The following is a 26,653-nucleotide window of genomic DNA, read 5'->3' on the forward strand; positions in this document are numbered from 1 at the left end:
ATTGTTATTTTTTTGAGGTGAAGCGTGTGGGAGAGTGCTATAGCGGGATTTGTGCCAGGTTTATAAGTTGTTGATTTATAACAATTAGTTTCTATTATTGTGATGTTTTCTCAAGATTTATCTCTGTTTTGAGATGTTTGTTGGCTGTTCCGGCCCTTTCGCTGCGATGCGGCGACCCGACAAACCAGCCAAGGGCACGCGCGGCCCCCTGTAGGAGCTGGCTTGCCAGTGAAACGCGTAAAGCGCGTCTCTAAAGGAAGACTTGGGTCTCTCTATTGAGACTCGCCAATCCCCAACGCCACCATCTTCTTATACAAGGTTGATCTGCCCAGCCCCAACCGCGCCGCCGCCTCGATCACCTTGCCGCCACATTGCGCCAAAGCCTGCTCAATCAACTGCCGGTCAAAACGCTCGCGGGCGGCGCTGAAGGTCTCGTTCGCCAGCGGTAGAATGGCGGTCGAGGCGCTGTGCGACACCGGGACCAGGCTGCCAATCGCCGCACGAATTTCCCCGGCGTCAAGCACCAGGTCATCACTCAACAGCGCCGCCCGCTCCAGCACATTACGCAACTCACGAATATTCCCCGGCCAGGCATGCTGGCCCAGCAACGTCAGCGCTTCGCCATTGAGTTCATGTTGGCTGCGCAACTCTTCAAGAATCGCTTCGCTGAGTGCGGGCAAATCATCGAGACGTTCGCGCAGCGGTGGCACCTGGATCGGCAGGACATTGAGCCGGTAGTAGAGGTCGGCGCGGAACTCGCCACGGCGGATCGCCGCTTCGAGGTCGATGGAGGTGGCGGCGATGATCCGCACATCGCTCTGCAGCATTTCATTGGAGCCCACCGGTTCGAATTCCTTCTCCTGCAACACCCGCAGCAACTTGCTTTGCAGTGGCAGGGGCATGTCGCCGATTTCATCGAGAAACAGCGTGCCGCCCTGGGCGATCTGCAGTTTTCCTGGGCGGCCCTTGCGGTCGGCGCCGGTAAAGGCGCCGGGGGCGGTGCCGAAGAACTCGGCTTCCAGCAAGGCCTCGGGAATCGCCGCGCTGTTGATGCTGACGAAGGCCTTGTGCGCCCGTGGCGACGCACCGTGGATCGCCTGGGCAAGCAATTCCTTGCCGGTGCCGGTTTCGCCCAGCAGCAACACCGGTGATTCGGTGCTGGCGCTACGTCGTGCGCGGCGCTTGACCTCGAGGCTGGCGGCACTGGTGCCGATGAAGTGGGCAAAGGTGTACTTGGCCTGGCGCGCCCGCAGCAGTGACCGGGTCGAGGCCAGTTCCTGTTGCATGCTCAGGTAGCGCTTGAGCATGGGCGACAGGCTGTGCAGCTCGTCGAACAAGGCAAAACCAATGGCGCCGATCACCGCGCCGGCGTCGTCGTGAATCGGCAGACGCATCACCACCAGCGGCTCTTTGGGGGTGTCCTGCATGTCCAGCAGGATCGGCCGCCCGGTGCGCACCACCTGGCGCAACAGGCTGCCGGGGATCACGCTTTCACAGGGCTTGCCGATCGCCACGTCGGCCGACTCGAGGCCAAAGCGCCGGGCGTAGCGCTCGTTGATCCAGACGATATTGGCGTCACGGTCGACCATCACCGTGCCCTCGCTGGACTGCTCGATGATCTCGAACAACGAGCGGATCGCCAGGCTGCGGACTCGTTCGTAGTCGGGGAGGGCGTCGGGGGTGGTCATGGGGGTGTCCAAAGGTTAATTGTGCTCAAGATCAGGCGCCAGGATGCGCCGCCGCCAGCAATTCCCGGGTGTACGGATGCTGGGGCTTTTCAAACACATCATGACTGGCACCACTCTCCACCACTTTGCCATCCTTGATCACGATCATGTCATGGGCCAGGGCGCGGACGACCGAGAGGTCGTGGCTGATGAACAGGTAGGTCAGGCCGTGTTTGTCCTGGAGTTGGCGGAGCAGGGCGACCACCTGTTTCTGCACGGTGCGGTCGAGGGCCGAGGTCGGTTCGTCGAGCAGGATGAGTGCCGGCTTGAGCACCAGGGCGCGGGCGATGGCGATGCGTTGGCGCTGGCCACCGGAGAACTCGTGGGGGTAGCGGTGGCGGCTTTGCGGGTCGAGGCCGACTTCCTTGAGCGCCTGGATCACCTGCGCATCGCACTGCTCGGCGCTGGAGTGGCTGTGCACTTCCAGGCCTTCGCTGATGATTTGCGCCACTGACATGCGCGGGCTGAGGCTGCCGAACGGGTCCTGGAAGACCACCTGCATTTTCTTGCGCCACGGCCGCAGTTGCTTCTGATTGAGGCGGTCGAGGGCTTCACCCTGGAAGCGGATACTGCCCTCGGAGTCGAGCAGGCGCAGGATCGCCTGGCCGAGAGTGGATTTGCCCGATCCCGACTCGCCGACGATGCCCAGGGTCTTGCCGCGCTGCAGGCTCAGGCTGATGCCGTCCACGGCCTGCAGCCACTGCTTGCGCTGGAACAAGCCGCCACCCAGCGGGAACCGCACGCTGAGGTTGTCGACTTCCAGTACCGCCTCTCGCTCGTCGCGGGCCAGGGCTTCGCCTTCCGGCTCGGCGTTGAGCAGCACGCAGCTGTAAGGGTGCTGCGGCGTGCTGAACAAAGTCTCGCAGGGCGCTTGCTCGACGATCTCGCCGGCGCGCATCACGCAGACGCGCTGGGCGATGCTGCGCACCAGGTTGAGGTCGTGGCTGATCAACAGCAACGACATGCCCAGGCGCTGCTGCAGCGACTTGAGCAGCAGCAGGATCTTGCGCTGCACCGTAACGTCCAGCGCGGTGGTCGGCTCATCGGCAATCAACAACTCCGGCTCGCAAGCCAGGGCCATGGCGATCATCACCCGTTGCCGCTGGCCGCCGGACAGTTGGTGCGGGTAGGCCTTGAGGCGCTCAACAGGTTTCTTGATGCCCACCAACTCGAGCAGTTCGAGGATGCGTTGTTGCGCCGCCTTGCCGCCCAGGCCCTTGTGCACCAGCAGGGTTTCGCCGATCTGCTTTTCGATGCTGTGCAACGGATTGAGTGAGGTCATCGGCTCCTGGAAGATCATCGCAATACGATTGCCGCGCAACGAGCGCAGCACGCTCGGATCGGCGCCGAGCAATTGCTGGCCGCGATAGCGAATGCTGCCGGACGATTTGGTGCCGGTTTCGGGCAGCAGTTGCAGGATCGAGTGGGCCGTCACCGATTTGCCCGACCCCGATTCGCCCACCAGCGCCAGGCACTCGCCGGGACGGATATCCAGGCACAGGTTGCGCACCGCCACCTGGCCGTTGAAGGCGACGCCGAGGTCACGGATTTCGATCAGGTTGTCGCTCATGGCTAAAGTCCGCCTCAAGACCTGGGATCATAGGCGTCGCGCAAGGCTTCGCCGATAAACACTAATAAAGAAAGTATCAGCGCCAGGGTAAAAAACGCCGTCAGGCCGAGCCACGGCGCTTGCAGGTTCTGCTTGCCCTGGCCGATCAATTCGCCCAGCGACGCGCTGCCGGCGGGCATGCCGAAGCCAAGGAAATCGAGGGCGGTGAGGGTGGAGATCGCCCCGGTGAGAATGAACGGCAGGTAGCTCAGGGTGGCGTTCATCGCGTTCGGCAGGATGTGCCGCACGATCACTTTGCGGTCGCTCAGGCCCAGGGCGCGGGCAGCCGTGACGTACTCCAGGTTGCGCCCACGGAGGAACTCGGCGCGCACCACGTCCACCAGCGCCAGCCAGGAAAACAGCGCCATGATCCCCAGTAGCCACCAGAAATTCGGTTCGACGAAACCCGACAGAATGATCAGCAGGTACAGCACCGGCAACCCCGACCAGACCTCAAGCAGACGCTGGCCGATCAGGTCGACCCAGCCGCCGTAATAACCCTGCAGGGCGCCGGCGGCGATGCCGATCAGGGCGCTGATTAAGGTCAGCGCCAGGGCAAACAAGATCGACACCCGCGCGCCAAAGATCACCCGCGCCAGCACGTCACGCGCCTGGTCGTCGGTGCCCAGCCAATTGACCCGGGACGGCGGACTCGGCGCGGGCTGGTTGAGGTCGTAGTTGGGTGTGTCGTCGCTGAACGGGATCGGCGGGAACAGCATCCAGCCGCCGTCCTGCTTGATCAGCTTCTGCACATATTCACTGCGATAGTCGGCCTGGAACGGCAGTTGCCCACCAAACTCCTGCTCGGTGTAGCGCTTGAAGGCCGGGAAATACAGGCTGTTCTGGTAGCTCAGCACCAGGGGTTTGTCGTTGGCGATCATCTCGCCGCCGAGGGTCAGCAGGAACAGGCCGATAAACAGCCACAGCGACCACCAGCCACGGCGGTTTTTCTTGAAGCGTTCGAAGCGGCGGCGCGCCAGGGGCGAGAGCGTGAGCATCAGGCGTTCCTCGCGGCGAAGTCGATACGCGGGTCGACCAGGGTATAGCACAGGTCGCCCACCAGCTTTATCAGCAGGCCGAACAGGGTGAAGATGAACAGCGAACCGAACACCACCGGATAGTCCCGCGACACCGCCGCCTCATAGCTCATGCGCCCGAGGCCATCGAGGGAGAAGATCACCTCGATCAGCAGCGAGCCGGCAAAGAACACGCTGATGAATGCCTGGGGAATCCCCGAGACCACCAGCAGCATCGCATTGCGGAACACGTGGCCATACAGCACCCGGCGCTCGCTCAAACCCTTGGCGCGAGCGGTGACCACGTACTGGCGGGTGATTTCGTTGAGGAACGAGTTCTTGGTGAGGATGGTCAGGGTGGCGAAGCCGCCGACCACCAGCGCGGTCACCGGCAGCACCAGGTGCCAGAAGTAGTCGGTGATCTTGCCCAGGGTCGACAGCTGTTCGAAGTTTTCCGAGACCAGGCCGCGCACCGGGAACCAGTTGAGCGAGGTGCCACCGGCGAACACCACGATCAGGAACATGGCGAACAGGAAAGCCGGCATCGCGTAGCCGAGAATAATCGCGGTGCTGCTCCAGACGTCGAACGAGCTGCCGTGATGCACCGCCTTGCGGATGCCCAGCGGGATCGACACCAGGTAGGTGATCAGGGTCGCCCACAAGCCGAGGGAAATGGTCACCGGCATTTTTTCGAGGATCAGATCGGTGACCGTGGCGCCGCGAAAGAAGCTCTTGCCGAAGTCCAGTTGCGCGTAGCTCTTGAGCATCAGCCACAGGCGTTCGTGGGCTGGCTTGTCGAAGCCGTACTGTTTCTCGATGTCCTTGATCAGTTGCGGGTCGAGGCCACGACTGGCCCGCGACCCTCGGCTCAGGCCATCCCCGGAACTGCCGACGACACTGGCGCCGCTTCCGATCCCCTGAAGGTGGGCGATGGCTTGTTCCACCGGGCCGCCGGGTGCGGCCTGGACGATGATGAAGTTGACCAGCAGGATGATCACCAGCGTTGGAATGATCAGCAGCAGGCGCCGCAGGACGTAGGCCAGCATCAGTGAGGTCCTCCGGGTTGGCCGCGCTTGATGCGCTCGGCGGCCATCTGCTCATTGGTCAGCGCGGTGCTGCTCATTTCCCACCAGGTCTCGATGGCTTCGTCGTTGCTCGCCGGAATCGCCGGCATGCCGAAGCGATTCCACCACACGGTGGAAGTGCCTGGCGGGTAGTAATTGGGGATCCAGTAGTAGTTCCATTGCAGCACCCGATCGAGGGCATGGGCATGGCGGAGCATGTCGGTCTGAGTGGTGGCCCGAACCAGGCCGCTGATCAATCGATCGACCGCAGGATTTTGCAGCGCCATGTAGTTGTTCGAGCCAGGGTCGTTGGCCGCCGCCGAACCAAAATAGTTGAATAGCTCGCCGCCCGGCGAGGTGGTGACCGGGTAGCCGGTGACGATCATGTCGTAGTCGCGGCTCATCAGGCGGTTGACGTATTGCGAGGCGTCGATCAGGCGAATGTTGAGGTTGATGCCGATCTGCGCCAGGTTGCGTTTCCACGGCAGCAGCAGGCGGTCCATGCCGTTCTGGCTGATCAGGAAAGTGAATGCCAGCGGCTCGCCCCGGGCATTTACCAGGCGATCGCCGTCGGGTTTCCAGCCGGCTTCCTCGAGCAGGGCCAGGGCTTGCAGTTGCTTGTCGCGGATCAGCCCGCTGCCATCGGTTTTCGGTGCTTCGAAGACCTGGCTGAAGACCTCGTCGGGAATCTGCCCGCGCAGCGGTTCGAGAATCGCCAGTTCGGCGGCATCCGGCAACTGGCGGGCGGCCAGTTCGGTGTTGGAGAAGAAGCTCTGCTGGCGGATGTACAGGTTGCGCATCATCTGCCGGTTGCTCCACTCGAAATCCCAGAGCATCGCCAGCGCCTGGCGCACGCGGCGGTCGTGGAAGATCGGATTCTGCAGGTTGAACACAAAACCCTGGGACGGCTGCGGACCCTGTTTGGCCAGATGGGCCTTCTGCAGGCGGCCATCGCTCAGGGCCGGGCTGTCGTAACCGATGGAGTAGGCGGTGGCGGAGAACTCGCGGTTGTAGTCATAGGCACCGCCGCGCAGCACCTGGCGGGCGACGTCGGTGTCGCCGAAGTACTCGATGCTGAAGCGGTCAAAGTTGTGCAGGCCGCGGCTCACTGGCAGGTCCTTGCCCCACCAGTCAGGGTTGCGCTGGAAGCTGATGCTGCGCCCCGAATCGACCTTGCTCACCCGATACGGACCGCTGCCCAGCGGGGCTTCGTAGCCGCCGCCGTTGGCGAAGTCGCGGGTCTTCCACCAATGCTCGGGAAACACCGGCAGGGTCGCAATGTCCAGCGCCAGGGTACGGTTTTCATTGTTCTTGAAATCAAAGCGAACGACGCGCGGCGATTCGACTTCGACGCCTTTGACGTCGGCGAATTGTGCCCGGTAGCGCAGGCTGCCCTGGGTCATCAGCAGGTCGAAGGTGTAACGCACATCCTCGGCGGTGATCGGGGTGCCATCGGCGAAGCGCGCCTTGGGATTGAGGTAGAAACGCAGCCACAAACCGTCTTCGGCGCGCTCCATTTTTTCCGCCACCAGGCCGTACACGGTGTAGGGCTCATCGAGGGAGCGCTGGGCCAGCGGCGAATAGACCATGCCGTCGAGCTGACTGACGCCGATGCCTTTGTCGATGTAGGGCGAGACATGGTCGAAACGACCGATTTCAATCGCCGAGCGACGCAGGCTGCCGCCCTTGGGTGCGAGGGGGTTGGCGTAGGCGAAGTGGCTGAAATTGGCGGGGTATTTGGCCGGTTCGCCGTACACGGTCAGGGCGTGCTGGGGACTTGCGTTCACGGCTGCGGCGTTCAGCAGCAAGGCCAGGGCGGTGAATATGAAGGAGGAGAAAGCCAGTCGCATTGTCAGCCTTAAGAGCCGGGTGATCGATGGTCCTATACAAACACAACGGCCCACCAAAAGGTGGGCCGTTGTTCAACTCAGGCGCGAGGGATCAATCCTGGCGGCTGGTCACTTCCAGCAGGTGGTAGCCGAACTGGGTCTTGACCGGGCCCTGTACGGTGTTGACCGGTGCGCTGAACACCACTGTGTCGAATTCCTTGACCATCTGGCCAGGACCGAACGAACCCAGGTCACCGCCCTGGCGGCTCGATGGGCAAGTGGAGTTGGCTTTGGCAACTTCGGCGAAATCAGCGCCGCCTTCGATCTGGGCCTTGAGTTCGTTGCACTTGGCTTCGCTGGCAACCAGGATGTGACGGGCAGTGGCTTTGGCCATGGGAAGAATCTCCTTTCAATGTTCGGTAAAGATGCTGAGCCTACCGGATTCAGTGGGCTATTTCTTGTCAATCTAACGCCTGATCCGCCAGCAACCGGCCGCTGGTCGAAAATAACCTGCAACAGGCGGATCAAAGCCCCTGCTTTTTCAAGCGCTCGGCGTGTTCAAGGTACAGGTCGACGGGGTCGATGCCGCTGCGTACCAGGCCGGCAGTCTGGTTGATGCTGTCCATGTGGTCCATGGGGTAGTCGGAGCGCAGCACGGTGCCCAGGTGCGAGCTGAAGCGTCCGACCATGCCGTCGTTCTGCCCGGCTTCGCGATCGAAGAACTGCGAAAACCCACGACAGAATGTGTGAAGCGGGTCGAGGGCATTGAGGCCTTCCTTCCATATCGGTCCCTGCAGCGTTCCGCTCCAGGAATAGTAGTGAACCTCGTTGACGATTTGCGCGCCCTGGCCACCCCAGGTGCTCGGCAGCCCTTGGGGGTACTGTTCGTTGAACAGGGCAACGCCTTCGGTGGTCAGGGCGTTGAGGGCGGCGATGGCATTGTGCGGGATCTGTTGCCGGCCACTGAGGTAGCCGAGGAATTCGACAAACAGCGTCGAGGCGGCGACGGCGATGTACTCGGGCAGCTCCCCGGGCTTGAGTGCCTTGCGCAGACAATCGGCCAGTTCCGAGCCGTGGTTGGGACCGCTCACCGAAGTGACCGAAGCCACCTTGTCTGGCGCCACCGCCCCGGCATAACGCGCCGCGAGAGCGCCCTGGCTGTGGCCGATCAGGTTGACTTTGCGTGCTCCTGTACCGGCCAGGACCCGGTCGATCTGCTCGAGCAATTGTTGCCCGCGCATTTCATTGCTATGGGTGGCCGAAAGGAACGGGATGAACACCTGGGCGCCGGCATTTCTCAGGGCCTGGCGGATTCCATGGAAGAGATCGAATTTGCCGATGCTGTCGAAGCCGAAAAGGCCATGCACCAGCAGGATGGGATAGAGCGTGCTTGCATTCCGTTGCATAGGCGTGCCTGTTTGTGAGTTCTGAGGGGGTGTCACCGCCTAACTCTAATCCAGGCCCGCCAGGGGCGGCTGTGTGAAAAAGCCGCTGTCAATAGTCGAAGACGTAGCAGTGATAGTAGGAGCAATCGCCGAGGACGCCTGCCCAAGCCTGCTAACAGAGGCGAAAGCGGCATCCGTCGGTCGGCGTTGGACTCAGGCGTTCGCCACCCTGGCGCATGCCCGCAATTGCTCGCTTGCGCCCCGCAGCATACGCTCGGTCGCCTCCCAGCCCAGGCAGCCGTCGGTCACCGAGACGCCGTAGCGCAAGTGTGCGCCGAGCGGCTGGCAGCCTTCGAACAGGTGGCTCTCGATCATCATGCCGATCAGCGACCGATTGCCGCCCAAACGCTGGGCCAGCACGTTGGCGAAGACCTCGGGTTGGCGCAGCGGGTCTTTGCCGCTGTTGGCGTGGCTGCAATCGACCATGATCCGCGACGTGATGTTCAAACGCTGCAGGTCGCCCTCGATCTGCGCCACGCTCTGCGCGTCGTAGTTGGGGCCGCGATGTCCGCCGCGCAGCACCAAATGGGTGTCGGGGTTGCCCGGGGTCTGGATGATTGCCGGGTGTCCCTGGCTGTCGACGCCGAAGTGGCGGTGCGGATGGGCGGCCGAGCGCATGGCATCGGTGGCCACGCCAACACCACCGTCGGTGCCGTTCTTGAAGCCCACGGGCATGCCCAGGCCGCTGGCCATTTCCCGGTGAATCTGTGACTCGGTGGTGCGCGCGCCAATCGCCACCCAGCTCAACAGGTCGTCGAAGTAGCTGGCGGCCATCGGTTGCAGTAGTTCGGTGGCAATCGGCAGACCGAGCCGCAGCATTTCACGCATCAGTTCGCGGGACAGGGTCAGGCCGCCGACCATGTCGTCGCTACCATCCAGGTGCGGGTCGTAGGCCAGGCCTTTCCAGCCCACGGTGGTGCGTGGTTTTTCGACGTAGGCGCGCATCACGATCAGCATTTCATCGCTGACGTCGGTGGCCAGGCGAGCCAGGTTGGCGGCGTATTCGAGGGCTGATTGCGGATCGTGAATCGAGCAGGGACCGACTACGACCAGCAGGCGCGGGTCCGTGCCGTCGAGGATGGCGCGTACGGCCTGGCGATGGGCGGCGACCTGTTGGCTCAGGGCCAGGGTCAGGGGCAGTTGTTGCTTGAGCTGCAATGAGCTGGGCAGACGCTGGGTCAGGGCTTCATTGGCCGAATTCAGGGTGGTCAGTGGCAACGCGCAGATGGACGAGTTCATGTTCAGGCTTCCTCGGCTGGCGGCGGGTTCATGCCCGCGCGCTCGGCCCTACAGGGGTGTTCGACAATTGGCCGTATTGGCCGGATGTGAGTGCGTGCCACCGATAGGCGACCGATCGGAGGCGGCAGGCTGTCCCGAACGGAGCTTGCTAAATCGCCAGGCGCTGAAGTCGTAACGGTAATAAGTGGCGTAGTTCATGTCGTTGTTCCTTGAAGTCAGTGATGTCGCGAAAAGTTGAGGGGCTGAAAAAACAAAACCCCCGGTCGGGGAGCCGACCGGGGGTTGAGAATTCTCTGGCAGGCGACCCCTTGAGTAGTGGCCGCCGTGTCGGTATCAGGCGCGCCAGTGGCTAAACCAATACCCAAAATAAAACGCTGCCGGAGTGCAGACACCGTTCGCCCGCGCAGCCGCAACCGAGCGCAGGGCGCTGACGGTGGATAGCTGGGAAGGGCAATGCAACATGGGGTCTGTCTCCGTTCAATTCGTCGAGCTTACTAGAGGCAGGTGCAGGGTTTCAATGGGAAATTGCTATCGCGGTGAATGACTGAAGTCGAGCAGCGCTTTATGCCAGACTCGGCGATTGCTTCACGCACCCCATCAAGGAAAAGCACTGATGAGCACGTTGACGATCGCCGCGGCCCAATCGATCTCCATCGCCGGCGACCTGCCGGCCAACATCCTCCGGCACCAGCGCTTCATCCAGGCCGCCGCGGAGCAGGGCGTGCAGTTGCTGGTGTTTCCCGAATTGTCGCTGACCGGTTACGAGCCTGACCTGGCCGCAGACCTGGCAATCGCCCCGGACGCCGCAGTATTGCAGCCGTTGCGCGAACTGGCGCGGGAAATGGCTGTCACGGCGGTGGTTGGCATGCCGATTCGCCTCAACCCCGAGGGACCGGTGCTGATTGGCGCGCTGGTGCTGGCTGCAGATGGCTCATTGGCGGTCTACAGCAAACAGCATCTGCACCCGGGCGAGGAGCGGGCGTTTGCCGCGGGCAACGGTGGTGCGCCCTTGACCCTGGATGACACCCGGGTGGCGCTGGCGGTGTGCGCGGACTTCTGCCATGCCAGTCATCCCGCTGCGGCGGCGGCCGACGGCGCCCAGGTGTATGCCGCTGGCGTGCTGATCAGCCCTGCGGGCTACGGGGTGGACAGCGCACTTCTGCAAGGCTACGCCGCCACGCACTCGATGCTGGTGTTGATGGCCAACCACGGCGGTGCGACCGGTGGCTGGGAGTCGGCGGGACGCAGTGCGGTCTGGACGGCGGACGGCGCGTTGCTCGCTGCCGCTCCCGGCGTCGGCGATGGGCTGTTGATCGCCCGGCGTGAAGTGCAAGGCTGGGGCGCTGAGTGGCGCTCGTTGGCGGACGCTTGAAGATCGGTATCCAGGACTGTGACGAAACGTCTGTAAGGCGTTTGCCACAAGCGCTGCAAGTTGTGTCGAAAGCTTTTTTTATCGCGCCTGCCGCTAGGTCTGCCGGATGCTTTTTGCTAAGGTGTCCGGCAACCAACAAAAGACTATATCGCGGGGTGTCTGCTTGATTAGGGTGCTAGTAGTCGATGACCATGATCTCGTTCGTACAGGTATCACGCGAATGCTGGCGGACATCGATGGCCTGCAAGTAGTCGGCCAGGCCGAGTCAGGTGAAGAATCCCTGCTCAAGGCGCGCGAACTGAAACCCGATGTCGTGCTGATGGACGTCAAGATGCCTGGCATCGGCGGCCTCGAAGCCACCCGCAAACTGCTGCGCAGCCACCCGGACATTAAGGTCGTGGCGGTCACCGTCTGCGAAGAGGACCCATTCCCCACGCGCCTGCTGCAAGCAGGCGCCGCCGGCTATCTGACCAAGGGCGCCGGGCTCAACGAAATGGTCCAGGCGATCCGTCTGGTGTTTGCCGGCCAGCGCTACATCAGCCCGCAAATCGCCCAGCAACTGGCGATCAAGTCGGTGCAGCCGAGCAACGACTCGCCGTTCGACAGCCTCTCCGAGCGCGAGATCCAGATTGCCCTGATGATTGTCGGCTGCCAGAAGGTGCAGATCATTTCCGACAAACTCTGCCTGTCGCCAAAAACCGTTAACACCTACCGCTACCGCATTTTCGAAAAGCTTTCGATCAGCAGTGACGTCGAGTTGACGCTGTTGGCGGTGCGTCATGGCATGGTCGATGCCAGCCTCTGACAATGACTGATCCGTTCGATTCTGCTGCCTTCCTCTCGACCTGCAGTGGCCGCCCCGGTGTGTATCGCATGTTCGACAGCGATGCGCGCCTGCTCTACGTGGGCAAAGCCAAAAACCTGAAAAAACGCCTGGCGAGCTACTTTCGCAAGACCGGTCTCGCGCCGAAAACCGCCGCCCTGGTGGGGCGTATCGCCCAGGTCGAAACCACCATCACCGCCAACGAGACCGAGGCGCTGCTGCTCGAGCAGACGCTGATCAAGGAATGGCGGCCGCCCTACAACATCCTGCTGCGTGACGATAAGTCCTATCCGTACGTGTTCCTCTCGGATGGCGCGTTCCCGCGCCTGAGCATTCATCGCGGCGCGAAAAAGGCCAAGGGCAAATACTTCGGCCCGTACCCCAGCGCCGGTGCGATCCGCGAAAGCCTGAGCCTGCTGCAGAAGACCTTTTTCGTCCGCCAGTGCGAAGACAGTTACTACAAGAACCGTACCCGGCCGTGCCTGCAATACCAGATCAAGCGCTGCAAGGCTCCCTGTGTCGGCCTGGTGGAGCCCGAGGTGTATGCCGAGGATGTGCGGCACTCGGTGATGTTCCTCGAAGGCCGCAGCAATGCCCTGACCGACGAGCTGTCGGCGAGCATGGAGCAGGCGGCCAGCACCCTGGACTTCGAGCGCGCGGCGGAATTTCGCGACCAGATTTCCCTGCTGCGCCGGGTCCAGGACCAGCAGAGCATGGAAGGCGGCACTGGCGATGTCGACGTGGTCGCCGCGTTCGTCAATCCGGGTGGCGCCTGCGTACACCTGATCAGCGTGCGCGGTGGCCGGGTGCTGGGCAGCAAGAACTTTTTCCCGCAGGTGGGTATCGAGGAAGAAGTCGCCGAGGTCATGGCGGCATTTCTCGGACAGTATTTCATCAGCAGTCCGGAACGCGACTTGCCCAGCGAGCTGATCGTCAACGTGGTCCACGAGGACTTCCCGGCACTGATCGAAGCCATTCACGAGTTGCGTGGTCGCGAGTTGACCATCAGCCACAGGGTGCGCGGCACGCGGGCGCGCTGGCAGCAGCTGGCGGTGACCAATGCCGAACAGGCGCTTAGCGCGCGCCTGGCCAATCGTCAGCACGTCGCCGCACGCTTCGACGCCCTGGCCGAAGTGCTCAAGCTGGATGAGCCACCGCAGCGCCTGGAATGCTATGACATCAGTCACTCCAGCGGCGAAGCCACGGTGGCGTCCTGCGTGGTGTTCGGGCCGGAAGGGCCGCTGAAGTCCGACTACCGACGCTACAACATTGAAGGCGTGACCCCGGGCGATGACTACGCGGCGATGCACCAGGCCCTGACCCGGCGCTTCAGCAAACTCAAGGACGGCGAGGGCAAGTTGCCGGACATCCTGCTGGTGGACGGCGGCAAGGGCCAGTTGTCGATGGCCCGCGATGTGCTCAATGAATTGGCGGTGCCCGACCTGATTCTGTTGGGCGTGGCCAAGGGCGCGACGCGCAAGGCCGGCTTCGAAACCCTCTACCTGAATGACGCCGCCCACGAATTCACCCTGCGCGGCGACTCGCCGGCGCTGCACCTGATTCAGCAGATCCGTGACGAAGCCCACCGTTTTGCGATTACCGGTCACCGTGCCCGTCGTGGTAAAACCCGTCGCACCTCGACGCTCGAAGGCGTGGCTGGGGTAGGGCCGACCCGTCGTCGCGACCTGTTGAAACATTTTGGTGGATTGCAGGAGCTGTCTCGTGCAAGCATCGAAGAGATCGCCAAAGCACCAGGGATCAGTAAAAAGCTCGCAGAGTTGATTTATGCAAACCTGCACAGCGAGTAGAATGCCCCCTCACCTCGTAGCCAGTTGTGCCGATGAATATCCCTAATCTGATCACCGTTCTACGCGTCCTGCTTATCCCGATCTTTATTTTGCTGTTCTACATGCCATACCACTGGAGCTATATGGCTGCCAGTTCGGTCTTTGCCTTCGCCGCGGCGACGGACTGGCTGGATGGTTACCTGGCGCGCCGGCTGGAACAGAGCACACCGTTCGGGGCGTTTCTCGACCCGGTGGCCGACAAGCTGATGGTCGCCGTGGCCCTGGTGTTGCTGGTCCAGGAGCACGCCAACCTGTGGCTGACTTTGCCAGCGGCGGTGATCATTGGTCGCGAAATCGTCATCTCCGCCTTGCGCGAGTGGATGGCCGAAATCGGCGCACGGGCCCAGGTGGCCGTGTCCAACCTCGGCAAATGGAAAACCGCTGCGCAAATGCTGGCGCTGGTGATCCTGCTGGCCAATCCGTCGGACTTCAGCTTTTGGGTGTTGGTGGGCTACGTCCTGCTGATGCTTTCCGCCGGCCTGACCTTGTGGTCGATGGTGCACTACCTGCGCGCCGCCTGGCCGCACCTGAAAACCGATCTGGACAAAAAATAAAACTATTTTGAATCAAGGGCTTGACGCGTATTCGAATTTCGCTAGAATACGCCCACCAAGACGCGGGAATAGCTCAGTTGGTAGAGCACGACCTTGCCAAGGTCGGGGTCGCGAGTTCGAGTCTCGTTTCCCGCTCCAAGTTCTAAAAAAGCCACTCAATCGAGTGGCTTTTTTTTGCCTGAAATTTGAGTTCAAGTGGACCCCCGCACTGTAGGAGTGAGCCTGCTCGCAAAAAAACTACGGCATTTCCCCTCCCTCAAAGCCCCACCCACCGGCCCTGCAGACCGCTTGCAACCGAATGCCTTTCGATATCCGTCCGTTGTAGGCACAATACCGCTCTTTTTTGGCTGGCCTAGCCGGAGGCTGGAATGATCAAGACCCCTTACTACCTCATCGATAAAACCAAACTGCTGACCAATCTGCAGAAAATCGCCTACGTACGCGAGCAATCCGGGGCCAAGGCTCTGCTGGCGCTCAAGTGCTTTGCGACCTGGTCGGTGTTCGATCTGATGCAGGAGTACATGGACGGTACCACCTCGTCGTCGCTCTACGAGCTCAAGCTTGGCCGCCAGAAGTTTGCCGGCGAGACTCACGCCTACAGCGTGGCCTGGGCCGATGACGAGATCGAGGAGATGCTCGACAACAGCGACAAGATCATCTTCAACTCCATCAGCCAGCTGCAGCGTTTTGCCGAACGCAGCGAAGGCAAGGTGCGTGGCCTGCGCGTCAACCCGCAGGTGAGCAGCTCCGACTACCTGCTGGCCGATCCGGCGCGTCCGTTCAGTCGCCTGGGCGAATGGGATCCGGTGAAGATCGAAGGCGTGATCGAGCAGATCTCCGGCTTCATGTTCCACAACAACTGTGAGAACGGCGACTTCAGCCTGTTCGACAAGATGCTGTGCACCATCGAAGAACGCTTCGGCGAACTGCTGCACAAGGTCAAGTGGGTCAGCCTCGGCGGCGGCATTCACTTCACCGGTGAAGGCTATGCCCTGGACGCATTCTGCGCGCGCTTGAAGGCGTTTTCCGAGAAGTACGGCGTACAGGTTTACCTGGAACCGGGCGAAGCGGCGATCACCAACAGTGCCTCGCTGGAAGTCACCGTGCTCGACACCCTGTACAACGGCAAGCACCTGGCCGTGGTCGACAGCTCCATCGAAGCCCACCTGCTGGACCTGCTGATCTACCGCCTGAACGCCAAGCTGGCGCCGAGCGACGGCGAGCACACCTACATGGTCTGCGGCAAATCCTGCCTGGCCGGCGATATCTTTGGCGAGTATCAATTCGACCGTCCATTGGCTATCGGCGACCGCCTGTCGTTCATCGACACTGCGGGCTACACCATGGTCAAAAAGAACTGGTTCAACGGCCTGAAAATGCCGTCCATCGTAGTGAAACAACTCGACGGTACAGTCGAAGTGGTTCGTGAGTTTGGTTACAACGACTACCTGTCCAGCCTTTCGTAAGCTGGCGCAAGAAGGAGAGAGAGAGAAATTGAAGAAGAACGTACTTATCATTGGTGCAGGAGGTGTCGCCAAGGTGGTGGCCCACAAGTGCGCGCAGCACAACGACGAACTCGGTCGTATTGCTATCGCGTCGCGCAACATCTCCAAATGCCAGGCCATCATCGACAGCGTCAACCTCAAAGGCAGCCTTAAAGTGCCTGCCGAGATCAAAGCCTATTCGCTCGACGCGCTGGATATCGAAGCGACCAAGGCACTGATCCGCGACACCGAATCACAGATCGTGATCAACGTCGGCTCACCTTTCATCAACATGTCGGTGCTGCGTGCCTGCATCGATACCGGCGTGGCTTACCTGGACACCGCGATCCACGAAGAGCCAGGCAAGATCTGCGAGACCCCACCCTGGTACGGCAACTACGAGTGGAAACACCTCGAGGAATGCCAGCAGAAGAACGTCACCGCCATTCTTGGCGTGGGCTTCGATCCGGGCGTGGTCAATGCCTATGCGGCACTCGCGCAACAACAGTATTTCGACAGCATTGATTCGATCGACATTCTCGACGTCAATGCCGGTTCCCACGGCAAGTATTTCTCGACCAACTTCGATCCTGAAATCAACTTCCGCGAATTCACCGGACAGGTATGGAGCTGGCAGAACAGCCAGTGGACCAGCAACACCATGTTCGAAGTCAAGCGCACCGACGACCTGCCTGTGGTTGGCGTACAGAACCTGTACCTGACCGGTCACGACGAAGTGCACTCGATCTCGAAGAACCTCGGCATCGCCAACGTGCGCTTCTGGATGAGCTTCGGCGAGCACTACATCAACGTCTTCAGCGTCCTGAAAAACCTCGGCCTGCTCTCCGAGCAACCGGTCAAGACCGCCGAAGGCCTGGAAGTCGTGCCGTTGAAAGTGGTCAAGGCCGTGCTGCCGGATCCAGGCTCCCTGGCCCCGGGCTACACCGGCAAGACCTGCATCGGTAACCTGGTCAAAGGCACCAAGGATGGCCAGCCGCGCGAAGTGTTCATCTACAACGTCGCCGACCACGAAGAAGCCTTCGCCGAAACCGACAGCCAGGGCATCTCCTACACCGCCGGCGTGCCTCCTGTCGCCGCCGCACTGCTGGTCGCCCGTGGCGATTGGGACGTCAGCCGCATGGTCAACGTCGAAGAGCTGCCCGCCGAGCCGTTCCTCGCGGCACTGGAAGTCATGGGTCTGCCGACCCGCATCAAGGACGAAACCTCGGACCGCGCGCTGAACTTTGCCTGATAGCAGACAAGGTTATTGAACGACGGTTTCCGGCCGACTGCTGCGCTTTGTGGGCGTGGTGGTTGGGCCGGGGGTTGAGTCCTGTCTCCGGCATCAAATCCCTGTAGGAGCGAATCTGTCGAATCGTCGCACCGTAGCGATGGACGTCAACGATAACGCGTGCTGTCTGTATGCACGCGGCGGCCTCAGGTTCATCGCGAGCAGGCTCGCTCCTACAAAATGGTGCTGCTAGAACTTTTCGCGACGCTATCGCTCGAGCCGCAACCGCTCGACAATAACCGCAACGGCTTGCGCTGCAGATGCTTGAGCAGTGTCCAGGCAAAACACCGCCTCATTCCACTGTTCATATTCGTGGCCCAGCACTGACTCCCAGGTCGGTGGCATCAGGCCCGGTATGTCAGAAATCCTGGTTTCGACACGGCGCCGGTGTTCATCTGCATCGGAGCAAATCACCTGCACATTGGCCAATTCCACCCCCGCGTTGGCGGCGATATCGCTCCATGCGCTTCGGCTTTCTGCGACGGGGTTGACGCAATCCACGACAACGGTTTGGCCAAGCAGAAGGTTGCTCAGCGCCAGCTCATTGGCGACTCGGTAGCCACTGCATCCAACGTCTCGCGCAAGTACCTCCGAATTGCGAATCGCTTGCTCGATCGTATCGACCCTCAGGTAAACGGCAGCCGTTGCAGCGGCGAGCGCCTTGGCGATGGTGGTTTTTCCTGTGCCGGGAAGTCCGCTGAAGACGATTAGCATGCCGTGCCCTTGGATTTATGAGATGGCCCAGTGTACGCGGCGGACCCACCCCAACAGCAAGCCCGCACCCATCCATCAAAGCTTCGGCAACTGCCCAATCCGCCCCATCATCTCGGTCACAATCTGCAGATCCAGCATGAACTGTTCAACCGTCTTGAACTCGTTGTCGTTGTGCCCGGTGTATTTGACGTCGGGCATGGCCAGGCCGAATTGCACGCCGTTGGGCAGTTCGTGGACCGAGGTGGCGCCGGCGGAGGTGCCGAATTTGTGCGGCATGCCGAGGTTTTCCGTGGCCACGGCGAGCAGCGCCTTGACCCATTCGCCTTCGGGGTTGCGGTACATCGGTTCGGCGATGGAGTAGTCGAAGGTCACGGCGGTGTGGGTGCTCTTGCTCCAGGCGCTGAGTTTGTCGGCGATCTCGGTCTTGAGGGTTTCCGGCGATTTGCCTTTCGGTACGCGCAGGTTCACCGCCAGTTTGAAGGCCTTGTTGTCATTGCCGACGTAGGTTAGCGAGGTGGTCAGCGGGCCCATGAAGTCATCGGCAAAACCGACCCCCAGTTTGTTGCCCAGGTAGTCCAGGCCCCAGTTGTCGGCGGCGTAGCGTGCGGCGTCGGTGTAGGCGTTGTGCTTGAGGGCGACCTTGCCGTCGAGGCTGTTGAGCAAGTCGAGCATCCGCGCCACCGGGTTGACCCCTGACTCGGGCTCGGAGGAGTGGGCGGACACGCCGGTGACGACCAACTGCACATCCTTGCCGACCACCTTGGCGCTGACCTTGAAGTCGCCGCCATTGCGTTTGGCGTAGTCACTACCGGCCTGTTGCAGGCTTGCCGCCAATTCGGCGGGCTGCTCAGTGACCAGGGTCACCACCGAGGTCGAGGGGATCTGGTTGGTCGCCAGGCCGCCGGTCATCGAAGTGATCTCGGCGCCTTTGCCCTCGGCCTTGCGCAAAGGGAAGTTGGCCATGACCGTGCCGTAGCCTTTCTCGGCAATCACCACCGGGTAGCCACCGTCCAGCGCCAAGTTGTAGTTGGGCGTCGGGTTGTGCTCGAAGTAGTAGGGGATGGCATCGCCGGTGGTTTCCTCGGTGGTGTCCACCAGCAGTTTGAAGTTGCGCGCCAGCGGCAGTTTTTCTTCCTTGATGATCTTCATTGCGTACAGGGTCACGACGATGCCGTTCTTGTCGTCTTCGGTGCCGCGCCCGTACATGCGGTCGCCGATCAGCGTGACCTTGAACGGATCGAGCTTGGTGCCGTCTTCCAGCACCCAGTTTTCCGGCGTCACCGGCACCACGTCGGCGTGGGCGTGAATGCCCACCACCTCGTCGCCGCTGCCGGGCAGGGAGATTTCGTAGACGCGGTTGTCGACGTTGCGAAAGCTCAGGTTGAAGGACTCGGCCAGGCTCTTGATCTTGTCGGCGATCTTGATGAATTCGGGGTTGTCGTGCTGGGCCACGCCCTCGACCTGAAAGGTGGGGATGGCCACCAGTTCGCGCAGGGTCTCGGTGGCGGCACTGCCGTATTTCACTCGGGCGTACAGGCCCAGCAGGCGATAGATTTCATTCTGCTGTTCGGCGCTCAGGCTCTTGTTGTCGAGGAAAGCATTGATGGCCGGGCGGAGGTCGTCAGTCTTGGACAGATCGCTTTTCGCCAGGCTACCGAGGAAATCGCGGAAGTCCTTCACTGATGGGTCGTTGAAGGTCTTGAGAATGGCCGCACTCTGTTGTGGGGTGATGTTGGCCTGGGCCGGCGTGGTGACCGCCGCGAGGCTGGCGAGCATCAGGGTGGTGGCGGCCAGGTGCTTGAGTGAAAAGTCCATCGTGGGGGGCATTCCTTTGCGGAGTATTGAGTAGGAAGTGTCGTGCAAATGAAACAGGACATTTCCAAGCTAACACCACGAAGATAAGTACGGCAGTCCCACAACTGCGATCTGTCCCACAGAAATACAAAAACGACGCATAAACCTACTGTCCGTGCAGCAACAGTCGTTCAACAGGCTGTTGTCGTGCAGGCATTGCTTCGGGCATTTAAGAACTACATAACCTATTGAATATAAACAATTAAATTTATTGGCATGAATCCTGTTTAGCTGAATCAAGACGCGTCGCAAGATGCCATCAAGTTCAGCGAAAAGGAGCTGCACCGTGCCCCGTGAAATCCGTTTGAATGCCTTCGAGATGAACTGTGTCGGCCACCAGTCACCTGGCCTGTGGGCGCACCCCAAGGATCGCTCCTGGCAATACAAGGACCTGGAGTACTGGACCGATCTGGCAAAGTTGCTGGAGCGCGGCAAGTTCGACGGGCTGTTCATCGCCGATGTGATCGGCATTTATGACGTGCTCAATGGCAATGGCGAGGCTGCCATCCGCCAGGCCACCCAGGTGCCGGTCAACGATCCGCTGGCGCTGATTACGCCGATGGCGGCGGTCACCCAACACCTCGGCTTCGGCCTGACCGCCTCGCTGAGCTTCGAGCATCCGTATCCCTTCGCCCGGCGCCTGTCGACCCTCGATCACCTGACCAAGGGCCGCATTGGCTGGAACATCGTCACTTCGTATCTGGACAGTGGCGCGCGCAACCTCGGGCAGAAAGCGTTGAGCGATCACGATGCCCGCTACGACTACGCCGACGAATACCTTGAGGTGCTGTACAAACTCTTCGAAGGCAGTTGGGAAGACGACGCGGTGCTGCGTGATCGTGAGCATCGAGTGTTCAGCGATCCGAGCAAGATTCACGAGATCCGCCATCAGGGCAAATACTTCCAGGTGCCCGGCATCCACCTCTGCGAACCCTCGCCGCAGCGCACGCCGGTGCTGTACCAGGCAGGCGCTTCCAGCCGTGGCAAGAGCTTCGCGGCCGGGCACGCCGAGTGCGTGTTCGTCGCCGCACCGTCGAAAGTGATCTTGAAAAAAACCGTGGCCGATATCCGCCGCCGCGCCGCCGAGGCCGGGCGTGATCCGCGCAAGATTCTGATTTTCAACCTGCAGACAGTGATTGTCGACGAGACCGACGCCAAGGCCCAGGCCAAGTGGCAGGAACTCAAGTCCTACACCAGCTACGAAGGCGCGTTGGCGCTGTTGTCCGGCTGGACCGGGATCGACTTCGGCCAGTACCAGCCCGACCAGGTGCTCAAACACATCCATACCAACGCGATCCAGTCGGCGGTCGAAGCCTTTTCCACGGCCGACCCGAACAAGCAATGGACCGTGCGTGAGTTGGCCGACTGGGTCGGTATTGGCGGCTTCGGGCCGTTGACCGTCGGCAGCGCGCAGACCGTGGCCGATGAGTTGCAGGCCTGGGTCGAGGAAACCGACGTCGACGGTTTCAACTTCGCCTACGTCCTGGCCCACGAAACCTTCCGCGACGTGGTCGAACTGCTGGTGCCCGAGCTGCAAAAACGCGGGGTGTACAAAACCGAATACGCCGCCGGCACCCTGCGCGACAAGCTGTTCGGTGACGGCCCGCGCCTGGCCGACAACCATCCTGCCGCCAGTTATCGCGACCTTGGCAAGGGCCACAGCACCAGTGCCATCAAGCGGGAGCCAGCCCATGAGCGTGCATGAACTCAGTCCGCGGCAGGTCGATGACGTGCCGGATTTCGCCTTGAGCGCCTTGCGCCGCTGGGCCACCGAAAAGCCGCTGCAGATCGCTTTGCGTCACCGTCGCCAGGGCGTGTGGAAGGCCTGGCGCTGGATCGACGTGCTGCGGGAAGTGGAGCGCGCGGCGGCCGGTTTGCGTCAGCAGGGTTTTACCGACACGTCGCGCCTGGCCTTGAGTGGAGCCTACGAACCGTCGTTGCTGATCCTCGCTCTGGCGGCCCATAGCCTCGGCGGGATCAGCCAGGTGATCAGCCCACAGGCCCGTGGCGAAACCCTGCAACGCCAGGTGCGGCTGCTACGTCCCGATTTCGCTTTCGTCCAGCGTCGCGAAACCGTGGCGCTGTGGCGTGAGGCCCAGTTGCAGCGCTTCGCTCCGTTGCAGGTGTTCAGCGCCCAGGCCAGCAAGGCCGGCGAGGGCGGGCTGCACGCGGCGCCCTTGAGTGTGTTGTTCAGCGGTCCGCTGGAGCAGGCGCAGCAGGGCTGGTCCCAGGTCGCCAGGGACCCGGTGGTATGGGTCGACGAAGACACCCACTGGCCGCTCGGCCTGCAGCATGTACTCAGCCGCTGGTTGCAAAGTGGCGAAGGTCTGGCGTTCCCCGAAACCCTCGAGTCCGCCAGTCGCGACCGCCAGGACATCGCCCCGACCGCGCTGTTGATGTCCAGCGAGCGCGCCCGTCAGGTGGCCGATGAGATCGAGGCACGGCTGGCGCCCCAGGGCACCTGGCGCCGGCGTCTGTGTGAGTGGGTGCTGGCCGATCCGCGTCGTGGTCTGCGCCGCTGGCTCAAGGCTCGGGTGCGACACTTGCTGGGTTTGCACCGGGTCAGCCGTATCGACACGCCGGCCAGTGCGCCGGCGCGTCTGGACTGGCTGCACGACGTGCTGGAGCGTGCGGCATGAGCGCATTGTTGGAGGTGCGCAATATTTCCCTGTCGTTCAAGGGCGTGAAGGCGATCAACGATTTATCGTTCGCCGTACAGCGCGGCGAGATCTGCGCCTTGATCGGCCCCAACGGTGCCGGTAAGAGTTCGTTGCTGAATATCCTCAATGGCGTGTATCGCGCCGACGCCGGTGAACTGCTGTTCGACGCCGAGCCGTTACGCCGGCCCCATCCCCTGACTGCTGCGCGTCGCGGCATCGGACGGACCTTCCAGAACAACGCGCTGTTCAAGAAGATGAGCGTGCTCGATAACCTGCTCACCGGCCTGTCGCGCCTGCAACGCACGCTGTTCATCGAACAGGCGCTGGGTCTGCCACGGGCGCGGCGTGAGGCGCGGGAGTTCAATGCGCGGGCCGAGCAGGTGCTGGATTTTCTCGCCCTGCAACCCTGGCGCGACGTGGCAGTGGGCAGCCTCGCCTACGGCCTGCAAAAGCGTGTGGAGTTGGGGCGGGCGCTGATCGCCCAGCCGACCCTGCTGTTGCTCGACGAGCCCATGGCCGGGATGAACGCCCAGGAGAAACAGGAGATGAGTCGGTTTATCGCCGACATCAATCGCGACCTGGGCACCACGGTGATTCTGATCGAACACGACATCCAGGTGGTCATGGACCTCTCGGCCCACGTGGTGGTGCTCGACTACGGGCGCAAGGTCGGTGACGGTACGCCCGCCGAAGTCCAGGCCAACCCCGAGGTGATCGCGGCTTATCTGGGGACGGTGCACTGATGAATCTGTTTCTTGAAACCCTGATCGGCGGCCTGCTCGCCGGCACCATGTACTCGTTGGTCGCCATCGGCTTCGTGCTGATCTACAAAGCCAGCGGTGTGTTCAACTTTGCCCAGGGCTCGATGCTGCTGTTCGCCGCACTGACCTTTGTCAGCCTGCACGAGCAGGGCGTACCGTTCGCCCTGGCGCTTGCCCTGACCCTGCTGGTGATGATCATCGGCGCGCTGCTGATCGAGCGCCTGGTGCTGCGCCCGCTGGTCAATCGCTCGCAGATCACTCTGTTCATGGCCACCCTCGGCCTGTCGTTCATCATCGAAGGCTTGGCCCAGGGCCTGATGGGCGCCCAGGTGCGTGCGCTGGACCTGGGCATCGACGATGTGCCGGTGTTTCTCGGCGAGATCATGATCAGTCAGTTTGACCTGGTTGCCGCCGGGGTCTGTGCGGGGCTGGTGACGGTGCTGGCGCTGCTGTTCAACAAAACCCGGATCGGCATCGCCCTGCGCGCCGTGGCCGATGACACCCGGGCCGCGCTGTCCCTGGGGATCAACCTCAACCGCATCTGGCAGATCGTCTGGGCCGTGGCCGGGATGGTCGGGCTGGTGGCCGGGCTGCTCTGGGGCGCGCGCCAGGGCGTGCAGTTCTCGCTGTCGCTGGTGGTGCTCAAGGCGTTGCCGGTGTTGATCATCGGCGGCTTTACCTCGATTGGCGGGGCGATTGTCGGCGGGCTGATTGTCGGCGCCGCGGAGAACCTCGCAGAAGCCTATATCGGTCCGCTGATCGGCGGCGGCATCACCCCCTGGTTCGCCTATTTCCTTGCCCTGGCGTTTCTCTATATCCGCCCGGCCGGCCTGTTCGGCGACCGTGCCATCGAGCGAGTGTGACCCCATGACGACGACTACCACGGGCATTCCCGCGAGTTTCGACGATGCGCCCCTGACCCTGCTGCGCCGCCGCTGGCCGCTGAGCCTTGGCCTGTTGCTGCTGGTGGCCTTTGTCGGCCTGCCGCTGCTGGGTAATGACTATTGGCTGAACGCGATCCTGATCCCGTTCCTGGTGCTGTCACTGGCCGGCCTCGGCCTCAACCTGCTGACCGGCTACACCGGGCAGACCTCGGTGGGTGCTGCCGGCTTCATGGCCGTCGGCGCCTTCGCCACCTACGGTTTGCTGCTGCGGGTGCCGGGCATTCCACTGCCTTTGGCGCTGCTGGGCGGCGGTTTGATCGCGGCGTTTGTCGGCCTGCTGTTTGGCATTCCCAGCGCGCGGATCAAGGGCTTCTATCTGATGGTCACCACCCTCGCGGCGCAGTTTTTCCTCGAGTGGGTGTTTGCCAAGTTTCCCTGGTTCTACAACTTCGCCTCGTCCGGCACCATCAGCGCGCCGCGCTTGGAACTGTTCGGCTACAGCCTGGCCTCGCCGGTGGGGCGCTACCTGCTGACCTTGAGCTGCGTGGTGCTGCTGACCTGGGTCGCGGTCAACCTGGTGCGCAGCCAGGTTGGGCGCAACTGGATGGCGATCCGCGACATGGACACCGCCGCCTCGGTAGTCGGCATCCCGGTGGATCGCTACAAACGACTGGCCTTTGCCGTGAGTTCGTTCTACCTGGGCATCGCCGGCGCGCTCTGGGCTTTCGCCTACCTGGGCACCGCCAGCGCCGGCAGTTTCGACATCAACCGCTCGTTCCAGATCCTGTTCATCATCATTATCGGTGGCATGGGCAGCATCGCCGGCAACTTCATCGGCGCGGCCTTTATCAGCCTGCTGCCGATCCTGCTCAACCATGGCGGGCAATGGCTGTTCGGCGGCAGCGTCGACGCCGGACAGTTGCAGAACCTGCAGAAAATCATCTTCGGCACGCTGATCATCTGGTTCCTGATCAAGGAGCCGGAAGGCCTGATCCGCCTGCTTGGCGACCTGCGCGAACGGCTCAAGACCTGGCCGCTGCGCTTCTAGACATTTCATCTTCCACGCCTTGACCCGACGACGGGAGGGGACACCTCACACCTCATGCAATAGAAGTGATCCCTCATGCGCAAACCCTTGCAACGTACCCTTATCGCAGCGGTGCTCGGCCTCGGCCTGCAGGCCCTGCTGCCGACCCTGGTCCAGGCGGCCAGCGACGAACAATTCATCCCTATGGCCACCTACCGCGTCGGTGCCTACGCCTCCAGCGGGATTCCGGTGTGGGCCGGGATGATCGATTACCTGCGCTACATCAACGAAGTCGAGGGCGGGATCAACGGGGTCAAGCTGGTCTGGCAGGAGTGCGAGACTGAATGGACGGCGGAGAAGGGCATCGAGTGCTACGAGCGCTTTAAGAACGGCCTCAATGGTGCGCCGGTGGCGGTCTATCAACCCAACGGTGCGCCGGCGGCCTATGCCCTGGCGAGCAAGGCCGAGGCCGACAAGATCCCGCTGATTACCCTCGGCTACGGACGCACCGAAGCCACCGATGGCAGCATTTTCCCCTACAACTTTCCGGTGATGCTGACCTTCTACAGCGAGGCTTCGGCCTTCATCAATTACGTGGCCCAGCGTGAAGGCGGGCTGGACAAACTGCGTGGCAAGAAGATCGCCACGGTCTACCACGACTCGGCCTATGGTCGTGAAACCCAGGGCCCGCTGGCGCTGCTGGCGGAGAAATATGGCTTCGAAAATATCCAGATCCCGGTGGCCGATCCGGGCAATGAGCAGGCCGGGCAGTGGCGGCAGATCCGCCAGTTGAAACCGGACTGGGTGTTCCTGCGCACCTGGGGTGTGTCGACCCCGGTGGCGATCAAGACCGCTGCACGTTTCGGCTTCCCGGTGGAGCGTATCGTCGGTGACATCTGGGCCAGTTCCAACGAAGACGTGTTGCCCGCCGCTGAAGCCGGCAAAGGTTATCTGGCGCTGACGCCGTACCCGGGCGGGAGCAATTTCGACATCCACCAGCGCATCAAGGAACACATCCTCGACAAGGGCAAGAGCGACCTCAAGGACCCGAAAAGCTTCGGCAGCGTGTACTACAACTCTGGGCTGGTGAACGCAGCGATTGCCGTGGAAGCGATTCGAGCCGGACAGAAAAAGTTTGGCAACCGACCGCTCAATGGCGAGGAAGGACGCTGGGGCCTGGAGCACCTGGACCTGGGCGATGCGCGGCTCAAGGAGATCGGTTTTCTCGGCCTGATGCAGCCGCTCAAGCTGTCCTGCAGCGACCATGAGGGCGGCGGCGCGGCCAAGGTCCAGCAGTGGGATGGTGCGCAGTGGACGCTGGTGACCGACTGGATTCAGGCGGATCGCGCGACCTTGCGCCCGTTGATCGATGCCAAGGCGGCCGAGTACGCCAAAGAGAAGGGCGTGACGGCCCGCGATTGCAGCGTTGAGCAGTAACACCGAGCACCCACTG

The 26,653-nt window shown here is 62.0% G+C and carries 22 protein-coding genes and 1 tRNA gene; 13 read left to right on the forward strand and 10 right to left on the reverse strand.

Translation table 11 applies throughout. From position 1 onward, the window contains the following. Nucleotides 1–272: 272 nt before the first annotated feature. The 8 genes from KW062_RS12285 to KW062_RS12320 all read right to left on the reverse strand — a co-directional run bounded on the left by KW062_RS12285 (nt 273) and on the right by KW062_RS12320 (nt 9,929). Entirely contained in the window at nt 273–1,688 is a 1,416-nt protein-coding gene (locus KW062_RS12285; protein WP_105755728.1) for a sigma-54 interaction domain-containing protein, read from the reverse strand. Nucleotides 1,689–1,719: 31 nt separating this feature from the next. Next, the gene (locus KW062_RS12290) at nt 1,720–3,297 is read right to left on the reverse strand and encodes an ABC transporter ATP-binding protein (protein ID WP_105755729.1); all 1,578 of its coding nucleotides are present in this window, start codon (nt 3,295–3,297) and stop codon (nt 1,720–1,722) included. A 14-nt stretch (nt 3,298–3,311) separates the two neighbouring features. Beyond that, on the reverse strand, nt 3,312–4,334 hold the full coding sequence (locus tag KW062_RS12295; protein ID WP_105755730.1) for an ABC transporter permease: 1,023 nt from the start codon (nt 4,332–4,334) through the stop codon (nt 3,312–3,314). Next, nucleotides 4,334–5,398 carry a microcin C ABC transporter permease YejB gene (locus KW062_RS12300; RefSeq protein ID WP_027620330.1) on the reverse strand — a complete coding sequence of 355 codons (1,065 nt, stop codon included), beginning with the start codon at nt 5,396–5,398 and terminating at the stop codon, nt 4,334–4,336. Before KW062_RS12300 ends, KW062_RS12295 begins: the two co-directional genes overlap by 1 nt. Then, entirely contained in the window at nt 5,398–7,266 is a 1,869-nt protein-coding gene (locus KW062_RS12305; RefSeq protein WP_105755731.1) for an extracellular solute-binding protein, read from the reverse strand. Before KW062_RS12305 ends, KW062_RS12300 begins: the two co-directional genes overlap by 1 nt. Before the next feature lie 91 nt (nt 7,267–7,357). Next, nucleotides 7,358–7,639, reverse strand: a complete 282-nt coding sequence (locus KW062_RS12310) for a peptidylprolyl isomerase (RefSeq protein WP_008369704.1) — start codon at nt 7,637–7,639, stop codon at nt 7,358–7,360. Nucleotides 7,640–7,769: 130 nt separating this feature from the next. Continuing rightward, a complete protein-coding gene (locus KW062_RS12315; protein ID WP_027620328.1) occupies nt 7,770–8,651 on the reverse strand; it encodes an esterase/lipase family protein in 882 nt (293 codons plus the stop codon). Between the two features lie 192 nt (nt 8,652–8,843). After that, entirely contained in the window at nt 8,844–9,929 is a 1,086-nt protein-coding gene (locus KW062_RS12320) for a 3-deoxy-7-phosphoheptulonate synthase (protein WP_027620327.1), read from the reverse strand. A gap of 613 nt (nt 9,930–10,542) precedes the next feature. On the opposite strand from KW062_RS12320, the gene KW062_RS12325 reads away from it, so the two are divergent. The 7 genes from KW062_RS12325 to KW062_RS12355 all read left to right on the forward strand — a co-directional run bounded on the left by KW062_RS12325 (nt 10,543) and on the right by KW062_RS12355 (nt 17,261). Continuing rightward, nucleotides 10,543–11,301, forward strand: a complete 759-nt coding sequence (locus tag KW062_RS12325; protein ID WP_105755732.1) for a carbon-nitrogen hydrolase family protein — start codon at nt 10,543–10,545, stop codon at nt 11,299–11,301. 163 nt (nt 11,302–11,464) lie between these two features. Beyond that, a complete protein-coding gene (gene gacA, locus KW062_RS12330) occupies nt 11,465–12,106 on the forward strand; it encodes a response regulator transcription factor GacA (protein ID WP_027620325.1) in 642 nt (213 codons plus the stop codon). A 2-nt stretch (nt 12,107–12,108) separates the two neighbouring features. After that, nucleotides 12,109–13,932, forward strand: coding sequence for an excinuclease ABC subunit UvrC (gene uvrC / locus KW062_RS12335; RefSeq protein ID WP_027620324.1), 1,824 nt, complete (start codon nt 12,109–12,111; stop codon nt 13,930–13,932). A 32-nt stretch (nt 13,933–13,964) separates the two neighbouring features. Then, on the forward strand, nt 13,965–14,525 hold the full coding sequence (gene pgsA / locus KW062_RS12340; protein WP_027620323.1) for a CDP-diacylglycerol--glycerol-3-phosphate 3-phosphatidyltransferase: 561 nt from the start codon (nt 13,965–13,967) through the stop codon (nt 14,523–14,525). A 62-nt stretch (nt 14,526–14,587) separates the two neighbouring features. After that, nucleotides 14,588–14,663: transfer RNA gene (locus tag KW062_RS12345), tRNA-Gly, on the forward strand. A 230-nt stretch (nt 14,664–14,893) separates the two neighbouring features. Beyond that, nucleotides 14,894–15,991 carry a carboxynorspermidine decarboxylase gene (locus KW062_RS12350; protein ID WP_027620322.1) on the forward strand — a complete coding sequence of 366 codons (1,098 nt, stop codon included), beginning with the start codon at nt 14,894–14,896 and terminating at the stop codon, nt 15,989–15,991. A 28-nt stretch (nt 15,992–16,019) separates the two neighbouring features. After that, nucleotides 16,020–17,261: a saccharopine dehydrogenase family protein gene (locus tag KW062_RS12355; protein WP_027620321.1), complete on the forward strand. Its 1,242-nt coding sequence runs from the start codon at nt 16,020–16,022 to the stop codon at nt 17,259–17,261. 246 nt (nt 17,262–17,507) lie between these two features. On the opposite strand, the gene KW062_RS12360 is transcribed toward KW062_RS12355, so the two are convergent. Together KW062_RS12360 and KW062_RS12365 are read right to left on the reverse strand one after the other, a co-directional pair. Then, entirely contained in the window at nt 17,508–18,014 is a 507-nt protein-coding gene (locus KW062_RS12360; protein ID WP_105755735.1) for an AAA family ATPase, read from the reverse strand. 75 nt (nt 18,015–18,089) lie between these two features. Next, the gene (locus KW062_RS12365; protein ID WP_105755736.1) at nt 18,090–19,829 is read right to left on the reverse strand and encodes a dipeptidase; all 1,740 of its coding nucleotides are present in this window, start codon (nt 19,827–19,829) and stop codon (nt 18,090–18,092) included. A 325-nt stretch (nt 19,830–20,154) separates the two neighbouring features. On the opposite strand from KW062_RS12365, the gene KW062_RS12370 reads away from it, so the two are divergent. From KW062_RS12370 to KW062_RS12395, 6 genes are all read left to right on the forward strand, one after another. Then, nucleotides 20,155–21,573, forward strand: coding sequence for an LLM class flavin-dependent oxidoreductase (locus KW062_RS12370; RefSeq protein WP_105755737.1), 1,419 nt, complete (start codon nt 20,155–20,157; stop codon nt 21,571–21,573). Then, entirely contained in the window at nt 21,560–22,507 is a 948-nt protein-coding gene (locus KW062_RS12375) for an AMP-binding protein (protein ID WP_105755738.1), read from the forward strand. The genes KW062_RS12370 and KW062_RS12375 overlap by 14 nt, the downstream gene beginning before the upstream one ends. Beyond that, nucleotides 22,504–23,271: an ABC transporter ATP-binding protein gene (locus KW062_RS12380; RefSeq protein ID WP_105755739.1), complete on the forward strand. Its 768-nt coding sequence runs from the start codon at nt 22,504–22,506 to the stop codon at nt 23,269–23,271. Before KW062_RS12375 ends, KW062_RS12380 begins: the two co-directional genes overlap by 4 nt. Next, entirely contained in the window at nt 23,271–24,152 is an 882-nt protein-coding gene (locus tag KW062_RS12385) for a branched-chain amino acid ABC transporter permease (RefSeq protein WP_027620315.1), read from the forward strand. Before KW062_RS12380 ends, KW062_RS12385 begins: the two co-directional genes overlap by 1 nt. A gap of 4 nt (nt 24,153–24,156) precedes the next feature. Further along, nucleotides 24,157–25,221: a branched-chain amino acid ABC transporter permease gene (locus tag KW062_RS12390; RefSeq protein ID WP_105755740.1), complete on the forward strand. Its 1,065-nt coding sequence runs from the start codon at nt 24,157–24,159 to the stop codon at nt 25,219–25,221. Nucleotides 25,222–25,296: 75 nt separating this feature from the next. Then, complete coding sequence (locus tag KW062_RS12395) at nt 25,297–26,637, forward strand: ABC transporter substrate-binding protein (RefSeq protein WP_027620313.1); 1,341 nt, start codon at nt 25,297–25,299, stop codon at nt 26,635–26,637. Nucleotides 26,638–26,653 lie beyond the last annotated feature (16 nt).

This window comes from Pseudomonas fluorescens, from assembly GCF_019212185.1.
Classification (GTDB): Bacteria; Pseudomonadota; Gammaproteobacteria; order Pseudomonadales; family Pseudomonadaceae; genus Aquipseudomonas.

What these genes read in the sequence shown, in the direction of transcription:
- KW062_RS12285 (WP_105755728.1), bottom strand. Translation starts at nt 1,688, where the DNA reads ATGACCACCCCCGACGCCCTCCCCGACTACGAACGAGTCCGCAGCCTG.
- KW062_RS12290 (WP_105755729.1), bottom strand. Translation starts at nt 3,297, where the DNA reads ATGAGCGACAACCTGATCGAAATCCGTGACCTCGGCGTCGCCTTCAAC.
- KW062_RS12295 (WP_105755730.1), bottom strand. Translation starts at nt 4,334, where the DNA reads ATGCTCACGCTCTCGCCCCTGGCGCGCCGCCGCTTCGAACGCTTCAAG.
- KW062_RS12300 (WP_027620330.1), bottom strand. Translation starts at nt 5,398, where the DNA reads ATGCTGGCCTACGTCCTGCGGCGCCTGCTGCTGATCATTCCAACGCTG.
- KW062_RS12305 (WP_105755731.1), bottom strand. Translation starts at nt 7,266, where the DNA reads ATGCGACTGGCTTTCTCCTCCTTCATATTCACCGCCCTGGCCTTGCTG.
- KW062_RS12310 (WP_008369704.1), bottom strand. Translation starts at nt 7,639, where the DNA reads ATGGCCAAAGCCACTGCCCGTCACATCCTGGTTGCCAGCGAAGCCAAG.
- KW062_RS12315 (WP_027620328.1), bottom strand. Translation starts at nt 8,651, where the DNA reads ATGCAACGGAATGCAAGCACGCTCTATCCCATCCTGCTGGTGCATGGC.
- KW062_RS12320 (WP_027620327.1), bottom strand. Translation starts at nt 9,929, where the DNA reads ATGAACTCGTCCATCTGCGCGTTGCCACTGACCACCCTGAATTCGGCC.
- KW062_RS12325 (WP_105755732.1), top strand. Translation starts at nt 10,543, where the DNA reads ATGAGCACGTTGACGATCGCCGCGGCCCAATCGATCTCCATCGCCGGC.
- uvrC (WP_027620324.1), top strand. Translation starts at nt 12,109, where the DNA reads ATGACTGATCCGTTCGATTCTGCTGCCTTCCTCTCGACCTGCAGTGGC.
- pgsA (WP_027620323.1), top strand. Translation starts at nt 13,965, where the DNA reads ATGAATATCCCTAATCTGATCACCGTTCTACGCGTCCTGCTTATCCCG.
- KW062_RS12350 (WP_027620322.1), top strand. Translation starts at nt 14,894, where the DNA reads ATGATCAAGACCCCTTACTACCTCATCGATAAAACCAAACTGCTGACC.
- KW062_RS12360 (WP_105755735.1), bottom strand. Translation starts at nt 18,014, where the DNA reads ATGCTAATCGTCTTCAGCGGACTTCCCGGCACAGGAAAAACCACCATC.
- KW062_RS12365 (WP_105755736.1), bottom strand. Translation starts at nt 19,829, where the DNA reads ATGGACTTTTCACTCAAGCACCTGGCCGCCACCACCCTGATGCTCGCC.
- KW062_RS12375 (WP_105755738.1), top strand. Translation starts at nt 21,560, where the DNA reads ATGAGCGTGCATGAACTCAGTCCGCGGCAGGTCGATGACGTGCCGGAT.
- KW062_RS12380 (WP_105755739.1), top strand. Translation starts at nt 22,504, where the DNA reads ATGAGCGCATTGTTGGAGGTGCGCAATATTTCCCTGTCGTTCAAGGGC.
- KW062_RS12385 (WP_027620315.1), top strand. Translation starts at nt 23,271, where the DNA reads ATGAATCTGTTTCTTGAAACCCTGATCGGCGGCCTGCTCGCCGGCACC.
- KW062_RS12390 (WP_105755740.1), top strand. Translation starts at nt 24,157, where the DNA reads ATGACGACGACTACCACGGGCATTCCCGCGAGTTTCGACGATGCGCCC.
- KW062_RS12395 (WP_027620313.1), top strand. Translation starts at nt 25,297, where the DNA reads ATGCGCAAACCCTTGCAACGTACCCTTATCGCAGCGGTGCTCGGCCTC.